This window comes from Bradyrhizobium sp. USDA 3240, assembly GCF_054063295.1.
The window spans coordinates 7,157,500-7,178,987 of the sequence record NZ_JBSSGD010000002.1; the positions used below are offsets into that span (position 1 = coordinate 7,157,500).

The window sequence follows — 21,488 nt, forward strand, 5'->3', positions numbered from 1 at the left end:
GGCGTGCTTCTCACCTTAATCGATCCGAACGCGGCTACGCGATAGCGTCTAAACGCAAAACCAGAATCAACAATATCTTCGGGAGTGACCGCCTTGGATTTCAATCTGCCGGCTGACCTGACAGCCTATCTCGCCGAGCTCGATCGCTTCATCGAGCGCGAGGTCAAGCCGCTGGAAGCGGCTGACGACAACATCCGCTTCTTCGATCATCGCCGCGAATGGGCGCGCACCGATTTCGACAAGGGCGGCCTGCCGCGCCATGAATGGGAATTGCTGCTGCGCAAGGTCAAGAACCTGGCGGATGCCGCCGGCCACCTGCGCTTCGCGATCCCGAAGCGTTACGGCGGCAAGGACGGCTCCAATCTCTGGATGGCTGTGATCCGCGAACATTTTGCCTCGAAGGGTCTCGGCCTGCACAACGATCTGCAGAACGAGCATTCGATCGTCGGCAATCTTCCGCTGGTCACCATGCTCGATCGCTATGGAACCGACGAGCAGAAGGCGATGATCGACGGCTCGATCACCGGCAAATACCGCATCACGTTCGGCCTGACCGAGCCCGAGCATGGCTCCGACGCCACGCACATGGAGACCAGGGCGGTGCAGGCGACCCGCGACAACGTCAAGGGCTGGATCATCAACGGCGAGAAGATGTGGACGACAGGCATGCATGTCGCGACGCATTGCGCGCTGTTTGCCCGCACCTCCGGCAATGACGGCGACGCGCGCGGCATCAGCTGCTTCCTGGTGCCGGCGAAGTCGCCCGGCGTGAAGGTCGAGGAGTATATGTGGACCTTCAACATGCCGACCGATCATCCGCGCGTCAGTTTCACTGACGTGTTCGTGCCGGAGGATGCGCAGTTCGGCGAGGTCGGCCGCGGCCTGTCGCTGGCGCAATGTTTTGTCCATGAGAACCGCATCCGCCAGGCGGCGAGCTCGCTCGGCGCTGCGGTCTATTGCATCAATGAGAGCGTGAAGTATGCCCGCGAGCGCAAGCCGTTCGGCAAGGCGCTGGCCGAGAACCAGGCGATCCAGTGGCCGCTGGTCGAGCTCGCGACGCAGGCCGAGATGCTGCGGCTGTTGATCCGCAAGACGGCGTGGGAGATGGACCAGCTGACCCAGGCGCAGGTCGAGCACACGCTGTCGGACCGGGTCTCGATGTGCAATTTCTGGGCAAACCGGCTGTGCTGCGAGGCCGCCGACCGCGCGATGCAGGTGCATGGCGGCATGGGTTATTCGCGCCACAAGCCGTTCGAGCACATCTATCGCCATCACCGCCGCTATCGCATCACCGAAGGCAGCGAGGAAATCCAGAAGCGCAAGGTGGCAGGCTTCCTGTTCGGCTACATGGGCGCCGGCAAGCACTGAGGCCTCAACCGAGGAGGGGCACGGCATGGAAGGCGGATGCACCTGCAGAAACGTCCGCTACCGCCTCAACGGCAGGCCGCTGATCGTGCACGCCTGTCACTGCACCTGGTGCCAGCGCGAGACCGGCACCGTGCACGCGCTGAACGCGATGTACGAAGCCGAGCGGGTCGCGCACATCGCGGCCGAGCCCGAGATCGTGGACACGCCGTCGGCGAGCGGCAAGGGCCAGAAGATCGCCCGCTGCCCGCGCTGCAAGGTCGCGGTGTGGAGCAACTATCCCGGCGCGGGACCGGCGGTGCGCTTCGTCCGCGTCGGCACGCTGGATGATCCGGGCCAGTGCCCGCCTGACGTCCACATCTTCACCTCGTCCAAACAGCCCTGGGTGACGTTCCCGCCCGGAGCCAAGGTGTTCGCCGAGTATTACGATCGGCGAGAGGTCTGGCCGAAAGAGGCGCAGGAGCGCTGGCGGGTCTTGCGGGAGAACGCGAAGAAGACCTGATACGCGACGTTCCCTCCCGCGTCGTCCCGGCGAAGGCCGGGACCCATAACCACCGCCGCTTGTTGTTGAACCACGCTGGGGCCGCATCCGTCTCGCCAACTGCCCTTTGTGGCAATGGGTCCCGGCCTGCGCCGGGACGACGGAGGGCTAGTTCACCTGCCGGTCCTTGCCCGCCCAGTACGGCTCACGCAGGCTGCGCCGCAAAATCTTGCCCGACGGATTGCGCGGCAGCGCCGGGATGAAGTCGACCGATTTGGGCGTCTTGAATCCCGCGATCCGCTCGCGGGTGAAGTTGATGATGTCGGTCGCCGTCGCGCTCTTGCCCGGCTTCATCACCACCACCGCCTTCACCGCCTCGCCCCATTTGTCGTCGGGGATGCCGATCACTGCGGCTTCCGCCACGTCCGGGTGGTCGCAGAGCGCGCTCTCGACTTCGGCCGGATAGATGTTCTCGCCGCCGGAGATGATCATGTCCTTGATGCGGTCGTGGATGTAGAGATAGCCGTCGCGGTCCATGTAGCCGGCATCGCCGGTGCGCAGCCAGCCGTCGCTATCGATGGTGCGCGCGGTGGCCTCGGGCAGATTCCAATAGCCGGCCATGTTGGAGCCGGAGCGGGTGGCGATCTCGCCGACTTCACCGGGCGGCAGCGGTTTGCCGTCCGGATCGAGGATCGCGAGCTCGATGCCGGGCAGCGCCTTGCCGGCGGAGCGCATGCGGTCGAGCCCCTCGATGTGATCCTCCGGCGGCAGCGCGACGATGGTGCCGGTGGTCTCGGTCATGCCGTACATCTGTACGAAGCCGCATTTGAAGACCTCGATGCATTCCTTCAGCAGCGCCGCCGGGATCGGCGAGGCGCCATAAAGCATGTACTTCAAACGGGAAAAGTCGACCTGCCGCGCGCGCGGCTGCCGCACCACGAACTGCATCGCGGCCGGCACCATGAACAGCTTGGTGATGCCGGACTGCTCGAAGAAGTCGAGCACCTTGGTCGGGTCGAACTCGCGGGCTATCACGCCGCGGGCGCCGTGATAGAGCCCCATCACGCCCCAGCCGGAGCCGCCGATGTGGAAGATCGGCATCGCGACCAGCGAGACGTCGTCGGTGGTCCACCGGTTCCATTCCGGCTTCTCGGCCTCGTTGCCGCTCTGCACGAGGTTGAGGAAGTTGGCGTGCGACAGCATCGCGCCCTTCGGCTTGCCCGTCGTGCCCGAGGTGTAGAGCTGGATCGCGATGTCCTTCGGCTCGATCGCAACGCGCGGATCATTGCCGCTCTGCGCGTCGCGCCAGGCGAGATAGTCGGGCCATTCCGGCGCGCCGCCCTCGGTCGTGATGATGGTGCGGACGCTAGGCAGCTTGTCCCTGATGTTGCGCGCCTGCGTGATGAACTCGGGGCCGACGAACAGGGTGGGCGCCTTGCAGTCGTCGACGATGAAGGCGACCTCGGGGCCTGCGAGCCGCCAGTTCACCGGCGCCATCACCACGCCGGCCTTCATCGCACCCATCAACAGCTCGAAATAGAAGTCACTGTTCTTGCCAAGATAGGCGATGCGCTCGCCTTTCTTGATGCCCATCGCGATCAGCGCGTTGGCGACGCGGTTGGTGTTGGTGTCGAATTCGGCGAACGAGGTCTGCCGGCCCTCGAACTCATAGGCCAGCGCAGCGCCGCGGCTCGTGGCGCGGTCGCGCACCATGTCGGCAAGGTTGCTCAGTTTCGGCGCGTCGGACATGTTTCCCCCGGGACGTCTTGTTTTGGTTGCGCGGAGTGTGGCGGCATCCGGCAGCAAAGACAATACGGGGAGTGGTGCACGATCCATCCACACCGTCGTCCCGGGCAAGCGAAGCGCGACCCGGGACCCATAACCACGAATGCAAATTTGGCGCGACGCTGGAGCCCCAGCGTTCGCCCTCGCAAAGAGCGGTGGTTATGGGTCCCGGCCTTCGCCGGGACGACAGTTGTTGTTAAGGCGCGAGCGCGAGCCTCAACCCCGCGCCGCGCGATCCTTCTCGTTCTGCGCCTTGATCGAGTCGCGCGCCTTGGTCCAGTCGTCGTCGCTCCAGTCGCGCAGCTGGTAGAAATTGCCGCCCATTGCCAGCGCCTGCGCGCCGTCCATGGCGATGGTTTCGCCGTTGATCCAGTCGCAGCCGCCGGAGATCAGGAACACGGCGAGGTTCTGCAGCTCCTCCATGGTGCCGACCCGGCCCATCGGGTTCATCGCCTTGGTCCGCGCGCCGGCTTCGTCGCCGGGCTTGATGCGCTTGCTCATGCCTTCGGTCGGGATCTCGCCGGGCGCGATGGTGTTGAGGCGGATGCCGTGGCGGCCCCATTCGATCGCGAGCGACATCGTCATGGCATGGATCGCCGATTTGCTCATCGCCGACGGCACCACATAGGGCGAGCCGTTGCGCACCCAGGTCACGGTGATCGACACCACGTTGCCGCGATTTCCGCCGGCGATCCAGCGCCGGCCCACCGCGTGGGTCACGTAGAAGGTGCCGTGCATCACGATATTGGCCACTGCATCGAACCCTCGCGCGGAGAGCTCTTCCGAGCGCGAGATGAAATTGCCGGCGGCGTTGTTGATGAGATCGGTGAGGGGACCGCTGGTGGTCCAGATCGACTCGATCATCTCGTCGACCGCCATCGCGTTGCGGATATCGACGCCATGGCTGACCACGCGTCCGCCATGCTCGGCCATCAATTCGGTGGCGGTCTCGTCGCAGACGCTCTTGCGGCGGCCGCAGATATGCACCTCGGCTCCGAGCTGCAGGAACCGCGTGGCCATGGCCTTGCCAAGGCCGGTGCCACCACCGGTTACCAGTATGCGCCGCCCGGCAAGAAGCTGGTCAGAGAACATCGTTTCCTCCACGGGGGTTGTCAGTTAATTGGTCGATTGACTAAAAGCGGACAACGGCCTTTGTGTAAAGCGCCAACTCAAGGACAAAGCGGAGGGAATGATGGAAGATCGCGTTTCGATATCGATTTCAGACGGTATCGCCGATGTCCGCCTGGTGCGGGCGGACAAGATGAACGCGCTCGATGCCGCGATGTTCGAGGCATTGGTCGCTGCAACCGACCGGCTTTCCAAGGAAAAAGGCGTCCGAGTCGTCGTGCTATCCGGCGAGGGACGGGCCTTTTGCGCCGGCCTCGACATGGGGCGGTTCGCCGCCATGAAGGATGGCGGTAACGGGGTGCCGGGCGGCGAGAACCGCGACCTCACCATCCGCACCCATGGCAAAGCCAATTTCGCGCAGCAGGCGGTCTGGGGCTGGCGCCAGCTTCCGGTACCGGTGATCGCCGCGGTCCATGGCGTCGCGTTCGGCGGCGGCTTCCAGCTCGCGCTCGGCGCCGACATGCGCTTCCTCTCGCAGGACGCGCGGATGTCGATCATGGAGATCAAATGGGGCCTCGTCCCCGATATGGCCGGCACGCCCATCCTCGCAAGCCTCGTGCGCGACGATATCCTGCGCGAGCTCACCTACACCGGCCGCATCTTCTCGGCGCAGGAAGCACAGAGCTATGGCCTTGCCACCCGCGTCTGCGACGATCCGCGCGCCGCCGCGCTCGAGGTCGCGCGCGAGATCGCCGGCAAGAGCCCGGATGCGATCCGTGCCGCGAAGCGGATGCTGAACAATCTGTCGGTCGATCCGGCGGCCGCGCTGCTTGCGGAATCGGTCGAGCAGCAGAAGTTGCTCGGCAGCCCGAACCAGACCGAATCCGTGCGCGCCAATCTGGAGAAGCGCGCGCCAAGGTTTGCGGATGTTGGGTAGACGCAACGCCGTCATTCCGGGGCGATGCGCTGCATCGAACCCGGAATCTCGAGATTCCGGGTCTGGTCCTTCGGACCATCCCGGAATGACCACGTAACCCGACGAAAGATCGGACCACGACAATGGAAACGTCAAAGCCCTTCCTCGGCATTATCAGCGGCAGTCGTCGGCGCGAGCACGCGGCAGTCGCCGAGCGCACTGAGCGCATCGCGAGCGGCCTGAACAAGCTCGGCGTCAAGCCGGGCGACAGCGTCTGCATGCTGATGCGCAACGACATCGCCTTCATCGAGGCGGCCTACGCAGCGATGCGGCTCGGCGCCTATGGCGTGCCGGTCAACTGGCATTTCAAGCCGGAGGAGATCAATTACGTGCTGACGGATTCCGGCACGCGCGTCCTGATCGGCCATGCCGACATGCTGCATCCGCTGCGCGGCGCGATCCCCGATGACGTCACCGTGCTCAGCGTGCCGACGCCGCCGGAAATCCTCACCAGCTACAAGATCAATCCCGATCATCTCGCGACACCCGACTTCGCGATCGATTTCGAATCCTGGCTGGCACAGTTCCCGCGCTATGACGGCCCTGTGGTGCCGCAGCCGCAGAACATGATCTACACCTCGGGGACGACAGGCCGTCCGAAGGGGGTGCGCCGTTTCGCGCCGACGCCGGAACAGACCGCCAATGCGGAAGCGATGCGCGGAATGATCTATGGCCTGAAGCCGGGGGCGCGCGCGATCCTGCCGGGACCGCTCTACCATTCGGCGCCGAATTCCTTCGGGCTGCGTTCGGGCAGGCTCGGCGGCGCGCTGGTGCTGATGCCGCGCTTCGACGCGGAGGAATTTCTGCAGTTGATCGAGCGCGAGAAGATCGACACCATCTTCATGGTGCCGACGATGTTCATCCGCCTGATGAAGCTGCCGGAGGAGGTGCGCCGGAAGTACGACATGTCGTCGCTGCGCCACATCATCCATGCCGCGGCGCCCTGTCCGCCCGACGTCAAGCGCGCCATGATCGAATGGTGGGGGCCCGTGATCTATGAGTTCTACGGCTCGACCGAGTCGGGTGCGGTGACGTTCGCCAATTCCGAGGACGCGCTGAAGAAGCCCGGCACGGTCGGAAAGATCTCGCCCGGCGCTGAGCTTCGCTTCATCGGCGACGACGGCAAGGAGGTGCCGCAGGGGCAGATCGGCGAGATCTATTCGCGGATCGCGGGCAATCCCGATTTCACCTATCACAACAAGTCCGAGAAGCGCGCCGAGATCGACCGGCAGGGATTCATCACCTCGGGCGACGTCGGCTATATCGACGCGGACGGCTACGTCTTCATCTGCGATCGCAAGCGCGACATGGTGATATCAGGCGGCGTCAACATCTACCCGGCCGAGATCGAGGCCGTGCTGCATGCGGTGCCTGGTGTGCACGACTGCGCGGTGTTCGGCATTCCCGACGCCGAGTTCGGCGAGGCGCTGATGGCGGTGGTCGAGCCGCAGCCGGGCGTGACGCTCGACATCGCCTCGGTCCGTGCCCAGCTCAAGACCGCGCTCGCCGACTACAAGGTGCCCAAGCATATCGAGATCCAGACCAATTTGCCGCGGGAGGATTCTGGAAAAATCTTCAAGCGCCGGCTGCGCGATCCGTATTGGGAGCGGGCGGGGCGGCGGATCTAGGGGGCAAAAAGGCTTGTCGTCCCGGCGAACGCCGGACCCGTAGCCGCAGTCGTCGTGGCTATGGCCGGCTGGGGCCGCAGCTTCGCGCAAAACCGCTACCTGTGGTTATGGATCCCGGCCTTCGCCGGGACGACATTGGTGTGGTGCACCGCTTCCAAGTTCATCTTGCGCTGCGGCAAAAAAAGCGCACACTCCGGAGGAACCCGGCAGCCTCTGGAGTAGCCCGCCATGTCACCCCAGACCATGCCTTCCGACACCGACAACGGTGCCAGGAGTGCCGCAGAGAAGGCGGCACAGGAGGAGGATGCACGGCTCCGGAACGACATCCGGCTGCTGGGGCGCGTGCTCGGCGACACCGTCCGCGACCAGGAGGGGGCCGGCGTGTTCGACCTGGTCGAGCGCATCCGCCAGACCTCGGTCCGGTTCCACCGCGACGAGGACAGGCTGGCGCGGCGGGAGCTGGAAGGCATCCTCGACGGCATGTCGATCGACGAGACGCTGCGGATCGTCCGCGCCTTCAGCTATTTCTCCCACCTCGCCAACATCGCCGAGGACCAGAACAATATCCGCCAGATGCGCAGCCGCGGCCCCGGCGGGGCGCCACGCCCGAGCACGCTGGAGCAGACGCTGGTGCATGCCCGCCAGGCCGGCATCAGCCCGGCCGATCTGCGCAGCTTCTTCAAGAATGCGCTGGTCAGCCCGGTCCTGACCGCGCATCCGACCGAGGTGCGCCGCAAGAGCACGATGGACCGCGAGATGGAGATCGCGGACCTGCTCGACCGCCGCGAGCGGCTGCAGATGACGCCGGAGGAGAGCGAAGCCAGCGACGAGCAGCTGCGCCGCGCGGTCGTGACGTTGTGGCAGACCAATTTGCTGCGCCGGACCAAGCTGACCGTGCTCGACGAGGTCGCCAACGGCCTGTCGTTCTACGATTACACCTTCTTGCAGGAAGTCCCGCGCGTCCACTGCGCGCTGGAGGATCGTCTGACCAAGGAGGGCGGCGAGGCGGGCGAGCTCGCTTCGTTCCTCCGGATGGGAAGCTGGATCGGCGGCGACCGCGACGGCAATCCCTTCGTCACCGCGGAGGTGATGCGCGGCACGCTGCGGCTGCAGTCGAGCCGGGTGCTCAGCTTCTATCTCGAACAGTTGCATACGCTCGGCGCCGAGCTGTCGCTGGCGGCGCACCTCGCCGACGTCTCGGACGAATTGCGCATCCTGGCGGAGCGTTCGCCCGACACCTCGCCGCATCGGAGTGGCGAGCCGTATCGTCTGGCGGTGTCCGGCATATATGCGCGGCTCGCGGCCACCGCCATGCGGCTCGAGGTCGAGACCACGCGGCCGCCGGTGGGCAAGGCCGAACCCTATGCGAGCGTCGAGGAGTTCCAGGCTGATCTCGATGTACTCAATCGCTCGCTGATCGCGAACAATTCCGGGGTGATCGCGCGCGGCCGGCTGCGGCAGTTGCGGCGGGCGGTGGATTGCTTCGGATTCCATCTGGCGCGGCTCGACATCCGCCAGAACTCGGCGGTGCACGAGCGCACCGTCGCCGAGCTGCTCGACACCGCAAATCCCGGCACGTCGTATTTGGCGCTCGGCGAGGATGCGCGCGTCAGCCTGCTGCTCGGCGAATTGCGCAACGCGCGGCCGCTGGCTTCGCCCTTCGTCAAATATTCCGAGGAGACCCAGAGCGAGCTCGCCGTGTTCCGCGCCGCGGCCGAGGCGCACGCCAGGTTCGGCCCCGAGGTGATCCCCCAGTGCATCATCTCGATGTGCAAGGGCATGTCCGACATGCTCGAGGTCGCGGTGCTGCTGAAGGAGGTCGGGCTGGTCAATCCGTCCGGCCGCAGCGCCATCAACATCGTGCCGCTGTTCGAGACCATCGAAGACCTGCAGGCCTCCAGCGGCATCATGGACCGCATGCTGGTGCTGCACGACTATCGCAAGCTAGTCGACAGCCTCGGCAGCGTGCAGGAGGTGATGCTCGGCTATTCCGACAGCAACAAGGACGGCGGCTTCGTCACCTCGGGCTGGGAACTCTACAAGGCCGAGATCGGCCTCGTCGAGGTGTTCGAGCGCCACGGCGCGCGGCTGCGCCTGTTCCACGGCCGCGGCGGTTCGGTCGGCCGCGGCGGCGGCCCGAGCTATGATGCGATCATCGCGCAGCCCGGCGGCGCGGTGAACGGCCAGATCCGCATCACCGAGCAGGGCGAGATCATCTCGTCGAAATATTCCAATGCCGAGGTCGGCCGCAGCAACCTGGAAATCCTCGCCGCCGCCACGCTGGAAACCAGCCTGCTGCAGCCGCGGCAGAGCGCGCCGCGCCCCGAATATCTCAAGGCTATGGAGGAGATTTCCGCGCTCGCGTTCAAGGCCTATCGAGGTCTCGTCTATGAGACCGAAGGCTTTGCCGACTATTTCTGGGGCTCGACCGTCATCAACGAGATCGCGACCTTGAACATCGGCAGCCGTCCGGCCTCGCGCAAGAAGACCCGCGAGATCGAAGACCTGCGCGCCATTCCCTGGGTGTTCTCCTGGGCGCAATGCCGGCTGATGCTGCCGGGCTGGTATGGCTTCGGCAGCGCCGTCGAGATCTGGATTGCCGAGCATCCCGAGCAGGGCATGCCGTTCCTGCAGGAGCTCTACCGGGAATGGCCGTTCTTCCGCACGCTGCTCTCCAACATGGACATGGTGCTGGCGAAGAGCTCGATTGCGATCGCCTCGCGCTATGCGGAACTCGTGCCCGACGTTGCGCTGCGCGAGAAGATCTTCGGCCAGATCCGCCGCGAGTGGCATCTTTCGATCGAGACGCTGCTCGACATCATGGGCCACGACCGGCTGCTGCAGGGCAACCCGCTGCTGGAGCGCGGCATCCGCAACCGCTTTCCGTACATGGATCCGCTCAACCACGTGCAGGTGGAGCTCTTGAAGGAGCACCGCGGCGCGCAGAACCCCGACGAGCAGGTGCTGCGCGGGATTCAGATCACGATCAACGGGATATCGGCTGGCTTGCGGAACAGCGGCTAGCCCCAGCGTCGTCCCGGCGAACGCCGGGACCCATAACCACGACCGGAGGTGTGACGAGAAGCTGGAGCTCCGGCTTCTCACATAATCGACTCTGGTGGTTATGGGTCCCTGCTTTCGCAGGGACGACAGCGCATTTTCGTCAACAGTTGTGCGCGCCTCTGGTCTCAACATAGAGCGCGTAGAGCGACTGGCTTGCGGTCATGAACAGGCGGTTGCGCTTCTTGCCGCCGAAGGTGAGGTTGGCGCAGGTCTCCGGCAGCAGGATCTGGCCGATGCGCGCACCGTCGGGCGCGAACACCTGCACGCCGTCATAGCCCGGGCCGACCCAGCCGGCGCCAACCCAGATGTTGCCGTCGATGTCGACACGCATGCCGTCCGGGAAGCCTGACTTGCCGTCCAGCGTCATGTCGATCAGCGTGCGCGGGTTGGAGAGCTTGTCGCCGTTGAGATCGTACTGCCAGACGATGTTCTTCGCGTTCGGGTAGTGCGTGATGCCGGTGTCGCAGACATAGACCTTCTTGTAGTCGTGGCTGAAGGCGATGCCGTTCGGCTTGAACGGTTCGTCGGCGACCTTGGTGGTCTGGCCGGTCGCAGCGTCGATGCGGTAGACGGCTTCCTTCTGGTAGGGCTCGTTCGAACCGGTGTTGGCGCGCTGGCCCTCGTAGATCGAGACTGCGCCGTAGCCGGGATCGGGTGAACCAGATCGACTTGTCGTTGGGATGCACGACCATGTCGTTCGGCCCGTTGAGCTGCTTGCCATTGGCTTGCTCGGCCAATGAGGTGACGGTTCCGTCGTGCTCGTAACGCACCAGCCGCGTGCGCTCGGCCGTGATCTGTCGGCCCTCGAAATCGAAGGTCGAGCCGTTTGCCTCGTTCGACGGCTTGTGGAACTGCTCGGAGATGTGGCCGTCATCGTCGAGGTAGCGCAACTGCCGGTTGGCCGGGATGTCGCTCCACACCAGATACTGGCCCTGCGCGTTCCAGGCTGGACCTTCAGCCCAGAGGCAGCCGGTGTACAGCCGCTTGATCGCGGTGTTGCCGACCTTGGCCTTGAAGCGCTTGTCGTCGATCACGACGATATCTGGATCGGGATAGCGCTGCGGCTCCGCGTTGCGGCCGAAGTCGCGCGCTGCGGCATCGGATGCAACCACCGCAGTTGCAGCAAGCGCGGTTGCGCTGCGCAAAATGGTTCGACGGTCGAACGCCTTCGCGCCGTCGCTCTCGTGTTGCTCTGTGTTGCTTGGATTTGTCACGAAAGTCCTCCCAGGCTTTTTGTTATCGGGAGGACGATCATGGGCCGGCAATTCGGGCACAATGCGGGCGCGTTATGAAGAAACAACCAAAGAGTGTGTCGCCCCGGCGGTTTCGCCGAGGCGACTTTTCATAAAACTGTCAGATCGGATCCCAAATTGAGATCGGATCAGTTCAGATCGGATCCCAGGTGAAGACGTCGGCCGAGCGGTCGAGCTTGGCGAACGATCCCTTCAGCGCCGGCATGCCGTGTTCCGCAATGGTCTCGGGCGTCCAGCCTTCGCCGCGATGCACCGAGCGCACCGGACGATGCTGGCCGAACAGGAAGATCTCGTTCATGCGCACGCCGAAGATCTGTCCGGTGACGTCCTTGGCGGCGTCCGAGAGCAGATAAGCGCAGACCGGCGCGATCTTCTCCGGGCCCATCTGCTTGATCTTCTCGACGCGGGCCTTCTCGGCGTCGGTCTCGGTCGGGATGGTGCCGATCATCCGGGTCCAGGCGAACGGCGACACGCAGTTCGAGCGGACGTTGAAGCGGCCCATGTCGAGCGCGATCGATTTCGACAGGCCGACGATGCCGAGCTTGGCGGCGGCGTAGTTGGCCTGGCCGTAATTGCCGATCAGGCCGGAGGTCGAGGTGAAGTGCACGAACGAGCCTGATTCCTGCTCGCGGTAGATGCGCGCCGCGGCGTGGCTGACATAGAACGAGCCCATCAGATGCACCTTGATGACGGCCTCGAAGGCTTCCACGCTCATCTTGTGGAAGATCATGTCGCGCAGGATGCCGGCATTGTTGACGACGCCGTCGAGCCGGCCGAAATGATCGGTCGCGGTCTTCACGATCTTGCTGGCCGGGATCGCTTCCGCCACCGACTCGAAATTGGCAACGGCCGTGCCGCCGCGCTTCTTGATCTCCTCGACCACTTCCTCAGCGGGCGCAGCATTCGAGCCGCCACCGTCGGCGGCGCCGCCGGGATCGTTGACCACGACCTTGGCGCCTTCCGCGGCGCAGAGCAGCGCGATCTCACGGCCGATGCCGCGGCCCGCGCCGGTGACGATGATGACCTTATCCTGCAGTGATTTTGCCATGTGGGTTCTCCTGGTTTGCTGTCCGTCATTCCGGGGCGATGCGCCAGCATCGAACCCGGAATCTCGAGGTTCCGGGTTCGCGCTTCGCGCGCCCCGGAACGACGGGCGTTACTTCTCGTTCGTAAAGATGATGGTGCCTGACGCGGCGAACATGCCGCCGACGCCGTGGCAGACCGAGATCTTCGCATTCGGCACCTGCGCCGGCGCGATGCCGCGCATTTGCCGCACGCTCTCCTGCAGCGCGTACATGCCGTACATGCCGGAGTGCATGTAGCTCAGGCCGCCGCCATTGGTGTTGAGCGGCAGCTTGCCGCCGGGGCGGGTGTTGCCGTCGGCGATGAACTTGCCGGTTTCCTCATGCGGCATGAAGCCGAGGTCGCCGAGGCCATAGAGCGGCAGATGCGCGAAGGCGTCGTAGATCATCAGATGATCGACGTCCTTGTGGGCGATGCCGGCCTCCTTGAACGCCAACGGGCCCGCCACCCTGAAGGCGCGTGACGAGTCAAAGGTCTTCATCTGGCTGACCATCGGCGTCTCCACGCTCTCGCCGGTGCCGAGAATGTAGACCGGCTTTTGCGGGAAATCCTTGGCGCGATCGGCCGAGGTGAGGATCAGCGCGCCGCCGCCGTCGGTGACGAGGCAGCATTGCAGCAGCCGGAACGGATAGGCGATCATCCGCGAGTTCAGGACGTCGGCGACCGTGATCGGATCCTTCATGGTCGCGCGCGGGTTCTTCGCCGCCCATTCGCGCTGCACGACCGCCACCATCGCGAGCTGCTCATGCGTGATGCCGTGCGTCTTCATGAAGCGCAGCACCGGAATCGGGAACATGCTCGGCGGCCCGTAGACGCCGAACGGCGACTCGAACTGGCCGTTGAGGCTGTCGGGTGCGGTGAAGCGCGGCTGCTTGCCGATCATCGACTTGCCGCTCTCGGCATGGGTGATCAGCACGGTCTTGCAGAGGCCGGCCTCGATCGCGGCAGCGGCGTGGCGGACATGCAGCATGAACGAGCAGCCGCCGACCGAGGTGCCGTCGACCCAGGTCGGCGTAATGCCGAGATAATGGGCCATCTGCTGCGGGCTCTCGACCGCGGTGGCGAAGCCGTCAATGTCGGACAGCTTGAGGCCGGCATCCGCGATCGCATTCAGCGCCGCGTCCGCGTGCAGCTGGATCTGCGACATGTTCGGGATGACCCCGAGTTCGGTGGTTTCGGCCGCACCGACGACGGCAACCTGGTTCCTGCGCATCACGTCACCCTTTTGCCGGGCGGAACAAGGGAAGGGTGATCTTGTCGTCGAGTGCCTCGAAGGCGACCTCGAGCGGCATGTCGAGCTCGAGCGCTTCCGGCGTCTGCGGACAATCGATGATGTTGCTCATCACGCGCGGACCCTCGTCGAGCTCGACGATGGCGATCGCATAAGGCGGCGTGAAACCGGGGGCGGCGGGACGATGGTTGATGACGTAGCTGTAGAGCTTGCCCTTGCCGCTGGCCTTGAAGATCGAGACCTTGCGCGAGGCGCAGGAAGGGCAGAACGGGCGCGGCGGAAAGTAGACATTGGCGCAGGCGTCGCAGCGCTGCAGGCGCAGCTCGCCGGCCTTGGTGCCGTCCCAGAAATGCTGGGTCTCAGGTGTCGGTTTTGGTTTCGCGCGCGCGGGCTCGGCCATGTCTGATGTCTCCTCCCGAAGTCGTTACGGTCTTGATGCGCCATCGAACCAAGGCCCGTCAACGGTCCATCCACGCCCCGCGCAGCGGCCTGTGTCCCGCGCATGCCGCATATTCCGCCCCTCGCACAATTGCTAAGGCCGCGATGCTTGTGTCGCTCCGGTCCGGCGCGTAGAAGGGCCGCGGTCCAAGATACGTCCAAGATGCGTCGAGGACCGGTCCACGAGACGTCCAAGACACCCGGGAGGAATAACATCATGCTGAGGATCATCGGCGCGGCACTCGCTGCCAGCCTCGCATTTGCCACGCAGGCAGTCGCCGCCGACGCACCGTCGGAGATCAAGATCGGCACGCTCTACGCGTCCTCGGGGCGCTACGCCTCGATCTCGATGCCGGTCTACAGCTCGCTCAAACTGTGGGTCGAGCAGAAGAACGCCGAGGGTGGCGTGTTCGTGAAGGCGTTCGACAAGAAGATCCCGATCAAGCTCGTGTCCTATGACGACCAGAGCAACACCGCGACCGCCTCGACGCTTTATAACCAGCTCGTCACCCAGGATAAGGTCGACCTGCTGGTCGCCGATTCCGGATCGGTGCTGACGGCGCCGGCGGTTGCGATCGCGCGCGACCACAAGATGTTCCTGTTCGACCAGACCGGCACCGGCGCGAGCTTCTTCTCCAAGGACAATCCCTACATCGCGCTGATGGCCGACCCGGTGTCGACGGTCTGGCCGAAGCCGGTGGCTGACTTCATCAGCCATGACGGCCCCGGCCTCGGCATCAAGAAGATCGCTATCCTCTACGCGACCAACGAGTTCACCGGCACCCAGGCCAACGCGTTCCGCAAGTTCGTCAAGGAGTCCGGTGCGCCGATCGAGATCGTCTACGACCAGGGCGTTCCGACCGAGACCACCAACTACAACGTCATCATCAACAACATCAGCAACACCAATCCCGACGCGGTGATCCATTTCGGCTACGCGCCGAACGACATCGCCTTCCTGCGCAACGTCCAGGACGTCGGCACCAAGTTCAAGATGCTGTTCGCGATCTATGCCGGCCTCGAGACCGAGCTGCTGGAGAAGAACGTGGGCGCCAAGGGCCTCGAGCATGTCTGGACCTACGTGCCGCCGTCCGAGCTGGATTATCCCGTTAATTTCGGGATGACCATGAAGGATTTCCGCGCCGCCTGGCTGAAGAAGTACAACGACGGCAAGATGGAGTTCGGCTTCAACGCGGTGGCCGGCTACACCACCGCGCTGGTGATCGAGAAGACGCTGTCGGTTGCGACCAGTCTCGACCAGATGGAGCTGCGCCGCGCGGTGTTCTCGCTCAGCGGCCAGCTCAAGACGCTGGACGGCACCTTCGCGCTGGATGAGACCGGCGGCCAGATCGGCGAGTTGACGCCGCTCGGCCAGCTCACGGTCGACGAGCACGATCACATCAAGTTCGTCTCGATCTATCCGCACGAGACCGCCACCGGCAAGCCGATCTATCCGGCGCCGTGATGCAGGTGAGTACACTAGACGTAGTCTTCGGCGGCGAGCGATAGCATGACTTATGCGCTCGTTGCCGGCGTGCTGTTCGGGCTGTATTTCAGCCTGGTCGGCATCGGCCTCAATCTCGTGTTCGGCGTCATGCGCATCGTCAATCTTGCGCATGGTGACATCCTGATGCTCGGCGCCTTCATCGCGCTCGGCGTGGTCGGCATTGCCGGCATCGACCCGCTGTTCGCGGTGCCGCTGGCCTTCATGGTCTTTGTGCTCGCGGGCGTGCTGCTGTATTGGGTGCTGGTGCCGCGGCTGCAGGGCTCGGCCAACCCGGAAATGCTGTCGATCATCTTGTTCTTCGGCCTGTCGCAGGTGATCGAAGCCGTCACCACGATCTTCGCCGGCACCAGCGAGCGCTCGATCCAGAGCCGGCTACTCGGCACCGTGTTCACGACCATCAAGGTCAAATGGTTTGGCGGCAAGGCCGGCGGGGCAGGGCCGATCCAGATCTTCGGCCAGGGCTTTCCCGCGCCTTGGGTGATCGCGGCGATCACCAGCCTGATCGCGATTGGGCTTGTTTATCTCTATCTCTACCACACGCGGCTCGGCACCCTGACCCGCGCGGTGATGTCACGCCGCGACGAGGCGTTGGCGACCGGTATCGACGTCGATCGCGTCTCGGCGGCGGCGTTCGGCATCGGGCTCGGCATCGCGGCGGTGGCCGGCGTGTTCGCGCCCTTCATGTTCGGCTCGGTGACGCCGGCCTTCGGCGCCGATGCGACCGTGACTTCGTTTGCCATCGTCGTGCTCGGCTCGCTCGGCAATCCCTTAGGGACCGCGCTCGGCGGCGTCGTCTATGGCCTCTGCTACATGCTGGTGCAAACCTATCTCAGTTCCTGGGCCGACTTGCTGCCCTATGTGTTGTTGATCGTGATCCTGTTGCTGCGCCCGAGCGGTCTGCTCGGAAGGCGGGTGCGCGTTGCATAACGCCTCGAAACACCTGCTGTTCATCCTGGCGCCGCTGGTGGTGGTGTTCGCACTGCTGCCCGGCGTCTATCAAAACCATCTGCTGCTGTTCAACTTCGTGATCTTCCTGATCCTCGCGCAAGGCGTGAACATCATCTATGGCTTCACCGGCTATCTGCCGTTCGGCTATGTCGGCTTCTTCGGGGCCGGCGCCTATGGCTTTGCCATCATGGTGATGCATCTGCAGACGCCGGCGCCGCTCGCCGTGCTGGTCGGCGGCGTGGTCGCGGTTGCGCTGGGCCTGTTGCTGACCCCGCTGCTGCGGTTGTCGGGCGCGTATTTCGCGATCGCCAATCTCGCGGCCTCGCTCGCGGTGCTGCACTTCGTGGCCAACCCGGCGCTGGAGGGGATCACCAAGGGCCCCTACGGCGTGTCGCTCACCGGCACGTTCAACCCGACCCATGCCTATTATGCGGCCGTGGTCGTGATGGCGCTGACGGTCGGCGCGGTGATCTATCTCAAGAACTCGCCGTTCGGCCTGGCGCTGCAGGCCGTGCGCGAGGATGCGGTGTCGGCCTCGATGGCCGGCGTCAACATCATCAAGATGCGGGTGATCGCCTGGCTCGCCTCGGCGCTGGTCGCAGGCCTCGCCGGCGGCATCTACGCCTGGTACGTCTCGGTGTTCTATCCCGACAACGTGTTCTCCGGCGAGTTCTCGATCTTCGCGATCGTGTTCGCGCTGTTCGGTGGAGTTGCCACCATCACCGGACCGATCGTCGGCGTGCTGATCCTCTACGGCATCTACAATCTGATCGGCTTCACCACGCCGCAATATTTCCAGCTGATCTACGGCCTGCTGATCATGGGTTTGGTCTTGTTCCTGCCCGCGGGACTGGTGTCGCTGGCAACGCGCAGGGGGTGGCATGTCCCCTGAGCAAAACTCCATTCTCAAGGTCTCCAAGCTGGTCAAGCGCTTCGGCGGCTTCCACGCGCTCGACGGCCTGAGCTTTCACGTCGTGCCGGGCGAAATTCTTGGTCTGGTCGGTCCGAACGGCTCCGGCAAGACCACGGCGATCAATGTGATCTCGGGTCTCTATGCGCCCGACGGCGGCGAGGTCGTGTTCGACGGCGCGTCTTCCGGCGGCGTCGCCTCGCACAAGCTGGTTCACCGCGGCATCAATCGCACCTTCCAGGTGCCGAAGCCGTTCCTGTCGCTCACGGTGCGCGAGAACATCCAGGTGGCGCTGGCCTATGGCGGCGCGACTGGCACGCCACCGTCGATCGCCGAGCTGCTTGATGAGTACCGGCTGAAGGAGGTCGCCGACCGTCCTGCGGCCGACCTCAACAGCGCGCAGCAGAAGATGCTCGATCTCACCCGCGCACTCGCCACGCGCCCGCGCCTGCTGCTGCTCGACGAGCTCGCGGCCGGTCTCAATCCGGCGGAGCTCGACTGGATCGCCGGCCGCATCAAGGCGCTCGCCGCGACCGGCATGGCGATCATCGTGGTCGAGCATCTGATGGGCTTTATCGAGCAGATCACCGATCGCGTCATCGTGCTCAATGCGGGCAAGGAGATCTTCGAGGGCACGCTTGCGACCGCGGTGCGCGAGCCGCAGGTGATCGAGGTGTTTCTGGGAGGCGAGCATGCCCACTGATGCAGCATCGCTTCTGGACGCCAAGGGCGTCGATGCCGGCTACGGCACCATGCAGGTGCTGTGGGGCGTCGATCTCGACGTCCGCCCCGGCGAGACCGTGCTGTTGCTCGGCGCCAATGGCGCGGGCAAGACCACGTTCCTGAAATCGCTGGTCGGCCTGATCGAGGCCCGCAGCGGCCACATCAGGCTCGGCGGCGAAGACATCACGAGAATGCGATCGTCGGACCGCATGAAGCGCGGCATGACCTACATGTCTGAGCTTGCGGTGTTTCCCGATCTGTCGATCGAGGAGAACATCCGCGTCGGCGCGCAGGCGCTCGGCCATGCCAATCCGGGCGCGCGGGTCGACGAACTCTACGGCCTGTTTCCGGTGCTGCGCGACAAGCGCCGCGATCCGGCCTCCAGCCTGTCCGGCGGCCAGCGCAAGATGCTCGGCATCGCCAAGGCACTCTCGGCCGAGCCGAAGCTGCTGGTCATGGACGAGCCCTCGGCCGGGCTGTCGCCGCTGTTCGTCAAGGAGGTGCTTCGCGCCTTGTCGAGCCTGCAGGGCCGTGGATTGGCGCTCTTGATCGCCGAGCAAAATATCGGTTTTCTTGAGATTGCCACCCGCGTATTCGTGCTGGAAGGCGGGCGGATCCGCTTCTCCGGCACGGTTGCCGAGATGAGCGGCAATGAAGAGCTGCACCGGGCCTATTTCGGGCTGAAGTGACGCCGGTGGAAGCGTTTTCGAGCGAAGTGGACACCGGTTCGCGTGAAGAAAACGCGTCAAAAGAAGCGCTAGCGCCGATCTGGAAATCGGAGCCGGTTCGCGCGACAATCAGCTGCAAGACCTTTTGAGTTGCCAGCCAGCAAGCCGTGAAGTGCAAGCCTTAAAGTGAAAGCCATGCCCAAAAATCCGACACTCGCCTCCCTTGCCGCCGACCTCGCCAGCGGCGCAACCTCCGCCCGCAAGCTCGTCGAGCAATGCATCGCCAGGATCGCTGATCCGTCAGGCGAGGGCCAGCGCACCTTCATCCATGTCGACCGCGACGCGGCGCTGGAAGCCGCCGATGCCATGGACCGGCTGCGCAAGGCCAACGCCGCGCCGTCACCCTTTGCCGGCATTCCGGTCTCGATCAAGGATCTGTTCGACATCAAGGGGCAGGTGACGCGCGCCGGCTCCCGCGCGCTGGATGATTCAGCGCCGGCGGATGCCGATGCGCCTGCCGTGGCGCGGCTCAAGCGCGCCGGCTTCATCGTGATCGGTCGCACCAACATGACCGAGTTCGCCTATTCGGGCATCGGCATCAATCCGCATTACGGGACCCCGAAGAGCGCCTGGAACCGAAGCGTCGGCCATGTGCCGGGCGGCTCGTCCTCGGGCGCGGCAGTCTCGATCGCCGACGGCATGGCGTTCGGCGCACTCGGCACCGACACCGGCGGCTCCTGCCGGATCCCGGCCGCCTTCAACGGCATCGTCGGCTACAAGCCGACGCAGCGCCGGATTCCGCTCGACGGCGGCGTGCCGCTGTCGTTCACCCTCGACAGCTACGGCCCGCTGGCCAATTCGGTGGCCTGCTGCGCCGCGCTCGACGCGGTGCTGGCCGACGAGCCGGTGACGCCGGTCGCCCCCCGGCCGGTCAAGGGCATGCGGCTCGCGGTGCCGACCACGGTCGTGCTCGACGACCTCGACGATGCCGTCGCAAAAACCTTCGAGCGCGCGCTCGCGGCGCTGTCGCGCGCCGGCGCGTTGATCGAGCGCATCGAGGTGCCCGAACTGCTCGATGTCGGCGTGATGAACACCAAGGGCGGGTTTTCCGCGGCCGAGAGCTATGCCTGGCACCGCTTCCTGCTGGCCAGCAAGGGCGACATCTACGATCCCCGCGTCGCGGTGCGGATCCAGCGCGGCGAGGGGTTTCTGGCGGCCGACTATATCGACATCATCAACGCGCGCCGCTCGTTCATCGCCCGGACCGAGGCGCGCATCGCACCCTATGACGCGATGGTGCTGCCGACCACGGCGAACCTGCCGCCGACCATTGCGAGCCTCGCCGATGACAAGGCATTCGCCACCGAGAACCTGCGCGCGCTGCGCAATCCCTCGCTGATCAACGTGCTCGATGGCTGCGCGATCTCGCTGCCCGCGCATCGCGAGGGCGAAGCGCCGGTCGGCCTGATGCTTGCTGCCGCGGGCGGCTCGGATCGCCGCATCTTCGAGCTTGCGGCCGGAATGGAGACCGTCATCCGTGTTTGATCTCACCTTCAATGTCGACGACACGGGCGTCGCGACGCCACTCACGCTCGAAATCAAGCAGGCCGTGATCGCCGGCTGGACCGGCCGCGATCCGGTGGCGCGCGACAAGCACATCGCCGAGCTCGAGGCGCTCGGCATCGCACGGCCCGCGACGACGCCGATCTATTACCGCTGCTCGGCGCGCCGGCTCACCTTCGCTGATACCATCGAGGTCTGCGGCGAGGACTCAAGCGGCGAGGTCGAGTTCGTGCTGATCGGTTGGCAGGGCCGCATCTTCGTCGGCTGCGGCTCGGACCACACCGACCGCAAGGTCGAGAGCTACAGCGTCACGGTGTCGAAGCAGATGTGCGACAAGCCTGTCGCGTCTGAATTGTGGGAATTCGAAGACGTCATCGATCACTGGGACCAGCTGATCCTGCGCTCCTGGGCCACGATCGGGGGCCAGCGCGTGCTCTACCAGGAAGGCACGCTCGATCACATGCTGCCGGTCAAGGACCTGATCGGGCGCGGCTTCGACAAGGGCGCGTTGCCGGACGGCTGCGCCATGTTCGGCGGCACCTTCGCGGCCAAGGGCGGCATCCGCCCCGCCAGCCGCTTCGAGTTCGAGCTGGAAGACCCGGTGCTGAAGCGGAAGATCAGCCACGGATATGACGTGGTCACGCTGCCGGTCAGGGGCTGATTTCTCGCCGCGAGGTCTTGGAGCGGATGCAGCCGACACCCTCTCGGCGCGTCGTCCCGGCGAAAGCCGGGACGACAGCGGGAATTGGGGCGGCGTTCCCGGCACACCTGGATCGGAAATCGGGTGGCGACTCCCGC

At 65.0% G+C, this 21,488-nt stretch carries 17 protein-coding genes and 1 pseudogene; 12 read left to right on the forward strand and 6 right to left on the reverse strand.

Annotated features, from left to right (window positions below; genetic code table 11):
• Nucleotides 1-93: 93 nt before the first annotated feature.
• Complete coding sequence (locus tag ACVIGA_RS34410; protein WP_456660217.1) at nt 94-1,368, forward strand: acyl-CoA dehydrogenase family protein; 1,275 nt, start codon at nt 94-96, stop codon at nt 1,366-1,368.
• Between the two features lie 25 nt (nt 1,369-1,393).
• Nucleotides 1,394-1,867, forward strand: a complete 474-nt coding sequence (locus ACVIGA_RS34415; RefSeq protein WP_456669512.1) for a GFA family protein — start codon at nt 1,394-1,396, stop codon at nt 1,865-1,867.
• A 147-nt stretch (nt 1,868-2,014) separates the two neighbouring features.
• On the opposite strand, the gene ACVIGA_RS34420 is transcribed toward ACVIGA_RS34415, so the two are convergent.
• Complete coding sequence (locus ACVIGA_RS34420; RefSeq protein ID WP_456669513.1) at nt 2,015-3,595, reverse strand: fatty acid--CoA ligase; 1,581 nt, start codon at nt 3,593-3,595, stop codon at nt 2,015-2,017.
• 252 nt (nt 3,596-3,847) lie between these two features.
• On the reverse strand, nt 3,848-4,723 hold the full coding sequence (locus ACVIGA_RS34425; RefSeq protein ID WP_456669514.1) for an SDR family oxidoreductase: 876 nt from the start codon (nt 4,721-4,723) through the stop codon (nt 3,848-3,850).
• A 100-nt stretch (nt 4,724-4,823) separates the two neighbouring features.
• Here ACVIGA_RS34425 and ACVIGA_RS34430 point away from each other — a divergent pair, with 100 nt between their 5' ends.
• From ACVIGA_RS34430 to ppc, 3 genes are all read left to right on the forward strand, one after another.
• Nucleotides 4,824-5,636, forward strand: a complete 813-nt coding sequence (locus tag ACVIGA_RS34430; RefSeq protein WP_342710463.1) for a crotonase/enoyl-CoA hydratase family protein — start codon at nt 4,824-4,826, stop codon at nt 5,634-5,636.
• A gap of 122 nt (nt 5,637-5,758) precedes the next feature.
• Nucleotides 5,759-7,303: an acyl-CoA synthetase gene (locus ACVIGA_RS34435; protein WP_456669515.1), complete on the forward strand. Its 1,545-nt coding sequence runs from the start codon at nt 5,759-5,761 to the stop codon at nt 7,301-7,303.
• 228 nt (nt 7,304-7,531) lie between these two features.
• Entirely contained in the window at nt 7,532-10,327 is a 2,796-nt protein-coding gene (gene ppc / locus ACVIGA_RS34440; protein WP_456669516.1) for a phosphoenolpyruvate carboxylase, read from the forward strand.
• A gap of 139 nt (nt 10,328-10,466) precedes the next feature.
• Here ppc and ACVIGA_RS34445 read toward each other — a convergent pair.
• The 4 genes and pseudogenes from ACVIGA_RS34445 to ACVIGA_RS34460 all read right to left on the reverse strand — a co-directional run bounded on the left by ACVIGA_RS34445 (nt 10,467) and on the right by ACVIGA_RS34460 (nt 14,333).
• A pseudogene (locus ACVIGA_RS34445) lies at nt 10,467-11,580 on the reverse strand (SMP-30/gluconolactonase/LRE family protein).
• A 172-nt stretch (nt 11,581-11,752) separates the two neighbouring features.
• Nucleotides 11,753-12,667: an SDR family oxidoreductase gene (locus ACVIGA_RS34450; RefSeq protein ID WP_223970976.1), complete on the reverse strand. Its 915-nt coding sequence runs from the start codon at nt 12,665-12,667 to the stop codon at nt 11,753-11,755.
• Between the two features lie 108 nt (nt 12,668-12,775).
• Entirely contained in the window at nt 12,776-13,915 is a 1,140-nt protein-coding gene (locus ACVIGA_RS34455) for a thiolase C-terminal domain-containing protein (RefSeq protein WP_456669517.1), read from the reverse strand.
• A gap of 4 nt (nt 13,916-13,919) precedes the next feature.
• Nucleotides 13,920-14,333: a Zn-ribbon domain-containing OB-fold protein gene (locus tag ACVIGA_RS34460; protein WP_456669518.1), complete on the reverse strand. Its 414-nt coding sequence runs from the start codon at nt 14,331-14,333 to the stop codon at nt 13,920-13,922.
• Between the two features lie 255 nt (nt 14,334-14,588).
• On the opposite strand from ACVIGA_RS34460, the gene ACVIGA_RS34465 reads away from it, so the two are divergent.
• The 7 genes from ACVIGA_RS34465 to ACVIGA_RS34495 all read left to right on the forward strand — a co-directional run bounded on the left by ACVIGA_RS34465 (nt 14,589) and on the right by ACVIGA_RS34495 (nt 21,351).
• On the forward strand, nt 14,589-15,836 hold the full coding sequence (locus tag ACVIGA_RS34465) for an amino acid ABC transporter substrate-binding protein (RefSeq protein WP_456669519.1): 1,248 nt from the start codon (nt 14,589-14,591) through the stop codon (nt 15,834-15,836).
• 45 nt (nt 15,837-15,881) lie between these two features.
• Complete coding sequence (locus ACVIGA_RS34470) at nt 15,882-16,805, forward strand: branched-chain amino acid ABC transporter permease (RefSeq protein ID WP_456669520.1); 924 nt, start codon at nt 15,882-15,884, stop codon at nt 16,803-16,805.
• Nucleotides 16,798-17,718, forward strand: a complete 921-nt coding sequence (locus ACVIGA_RS34475; protein ID WP_212311150.1) for a branched-chain amino acid ABC transporter permease — start codon at nt 16,798-16,800, stop codon at nt 17,716-17,718. The genes ACVIGA_RS34470 and ACVIGA_RS34475 overlap by 8 nt, the downstream gene beginning before the upstream one ends.
• Nucleotides 17,708-18,439: an ABC transporter ATP-binding protein gene (locus ACVIGA_RS34480; protein WP_207836366.1), complete on the forward strand. Its 732-nt coding sequence runs from the start codon at nt 17,708-17,710 to the stop codon at nt 18,437-18,439. The genes ACVIGA_RS34475 and ACVIGA_RS34480 overlap by 11 nt, the downstream gene beginning before the upstream one ends.
• Nucleotides 18,429-19,148: an ABC transporter ATP-binding protein gene (locus ACVIGA_RS34485; RefSeq protein WP_456669521.1), complete on the forward strand. Its 720-nt coding sequence runs from the start codon at nt 18,429-18,431 to the stop codon at nt 19,146-19,148. The genes ACVIGA_RS34480 and ACVIGA_RS34485 overlap by 11 nt, the downstream gene beginning before the upstream one ends.
• 174 nt (nt 19,149-19,322) lie before the next feature.
• The gene (locus tag ACVIGA_RS34490; protein ID WP_456669522.1) at nt 19,323-20,672 is read left to right on the forward strand and encodes an amidase; all 1,350 of its coding nucleotides are present in this window, start codon (nt 19,323-19,325) and stop codon (nt 20,670-20,672) included.
• Complete coding sequence (locus ACVIGA_RS34495; protein WP_456669523.1) at nt 20,665-21,351, forward strand: DUF2848 domain-containing protein; 687 nt, start codon at nt 20,665-20,667, stop codon at nt 21,349-21,351. Before ACVIGA_RS34490 ends, ACVIGA_RS34495 begins: the two co-directional genes overlap by 8 nt.
• The last annotated feature ends 137 nt before the right edge of the window (nt 21,352-21,488 follow it).

What these genes read in the sequence shown, in the direction of transcription:
- ACVIGA_RS34455 (WP_456669517.1), bottom strand. Translation starts at nt 13,915, where the DNA reads ATGCGCAGGAACCAGGTTGCCGTCGTCGGTGCGGCCGAAACCACCGAA.
- ACVIGA_RS34415 (WP_456669512.1), top strand. Translation starts at nt 1,394, where the DNA reads ATGGAAGGCGGATGCACCTGCAGAAACGTCCGCTACCGCCTCAACGGC.
- ACVIGA_RS34490 (WP_456669522.1), top strand. Translation starts at nt 19,323, where the DNA reads ATGCCCAAAAATCCGACACTCGCCTCCCTTGCCGCCGACCTCGCCAGC.
- ACVIGA_RS34460 (WP_456669518.1), bottom strand. Translation starts at nt 14,333, where the DNA reads ATGGCCGAGCCCGCGCGCGCGAAACCAAAACCGACACCTGAGACCCAG.
- ACVIGA_RS34465 (WP_456669519.1), top strand. Translation starts at nt 14,589, where the DNA reads ATGCTGAGGATCATCGGCGCGGCACTCGCTGCCAGCCTCGCATTTGCC.
- ACVIGA_RS34435 (WP_456669515.1), top strand. Translation starts at nt 5,759, where the DNA reads ATGGAAACGTCAAAGCCCTTCCTCGGCATTATCAGCGGCAGTCGTCGG.
- ACVIGA_RS34430 (WP_342710463.1), top strand. Translation starts at nt 4,824, where the DNA reads ATGGAAGATCGCGTTTCGATATCGATTTCAGACGGTATCGCCGATGTC.
- ACVIGA_RS34450 (WP_223970976.1), bottom strand. Translation starts at nt 12,667, where the DNA reads ATGGCAAAATCACTGCAGGATAAGGTCATCATCGTCACCGGCGCGGGC.
- ppc (WP_456669516.1), top strand. Translation starts at nt 7,532, where the DNA reads ATGTCACCCCAGACCATGCCTTCCGACACCGACAACGGTGCCAGGAGT.
- ACVIGA_RS34470 (WP_456669520.1), top strand. Translation starts at nt 15,882, where the DNA reads ATGACTTATGCGCTCGTTGCCGGCGTGCTGTTCGGGCTGTATTTCAGC.
- ACVIGA_RS34425 (WP_456669514.1), bottom strand. Translation starts at nt 4,723, where the DNA reads ATGTTCTCTGACCAGCTTCTTGCCGGGCGGCGCATACTGGTAACCGGT.
- ACVIGA_RS34480 (WP_207836366.1), top strand. Translation starts at nt 17,708, where the DNA reads ATGTCCCCTGAGCAAAACTCCATTCTCAAGGTCTCCAAGCTGGTCAAG.
- ACVIGA_RS34420 (WP_456669513.1), bottom strand. Translation starts at nt 3,595, where the DNA reads ATGTCCGACGCGCCGAAACTGAGCAACCTTGCCGACATGGTGCGCGAC.
- ACVIGA_RS34485 (WP_456669521.1), top strand. Translation starts at nt 18,429, where the DNA reads ATGCCCACTGATGCAGCATCGCTTCTGGACGCCAAGGGCGTCGATGCC.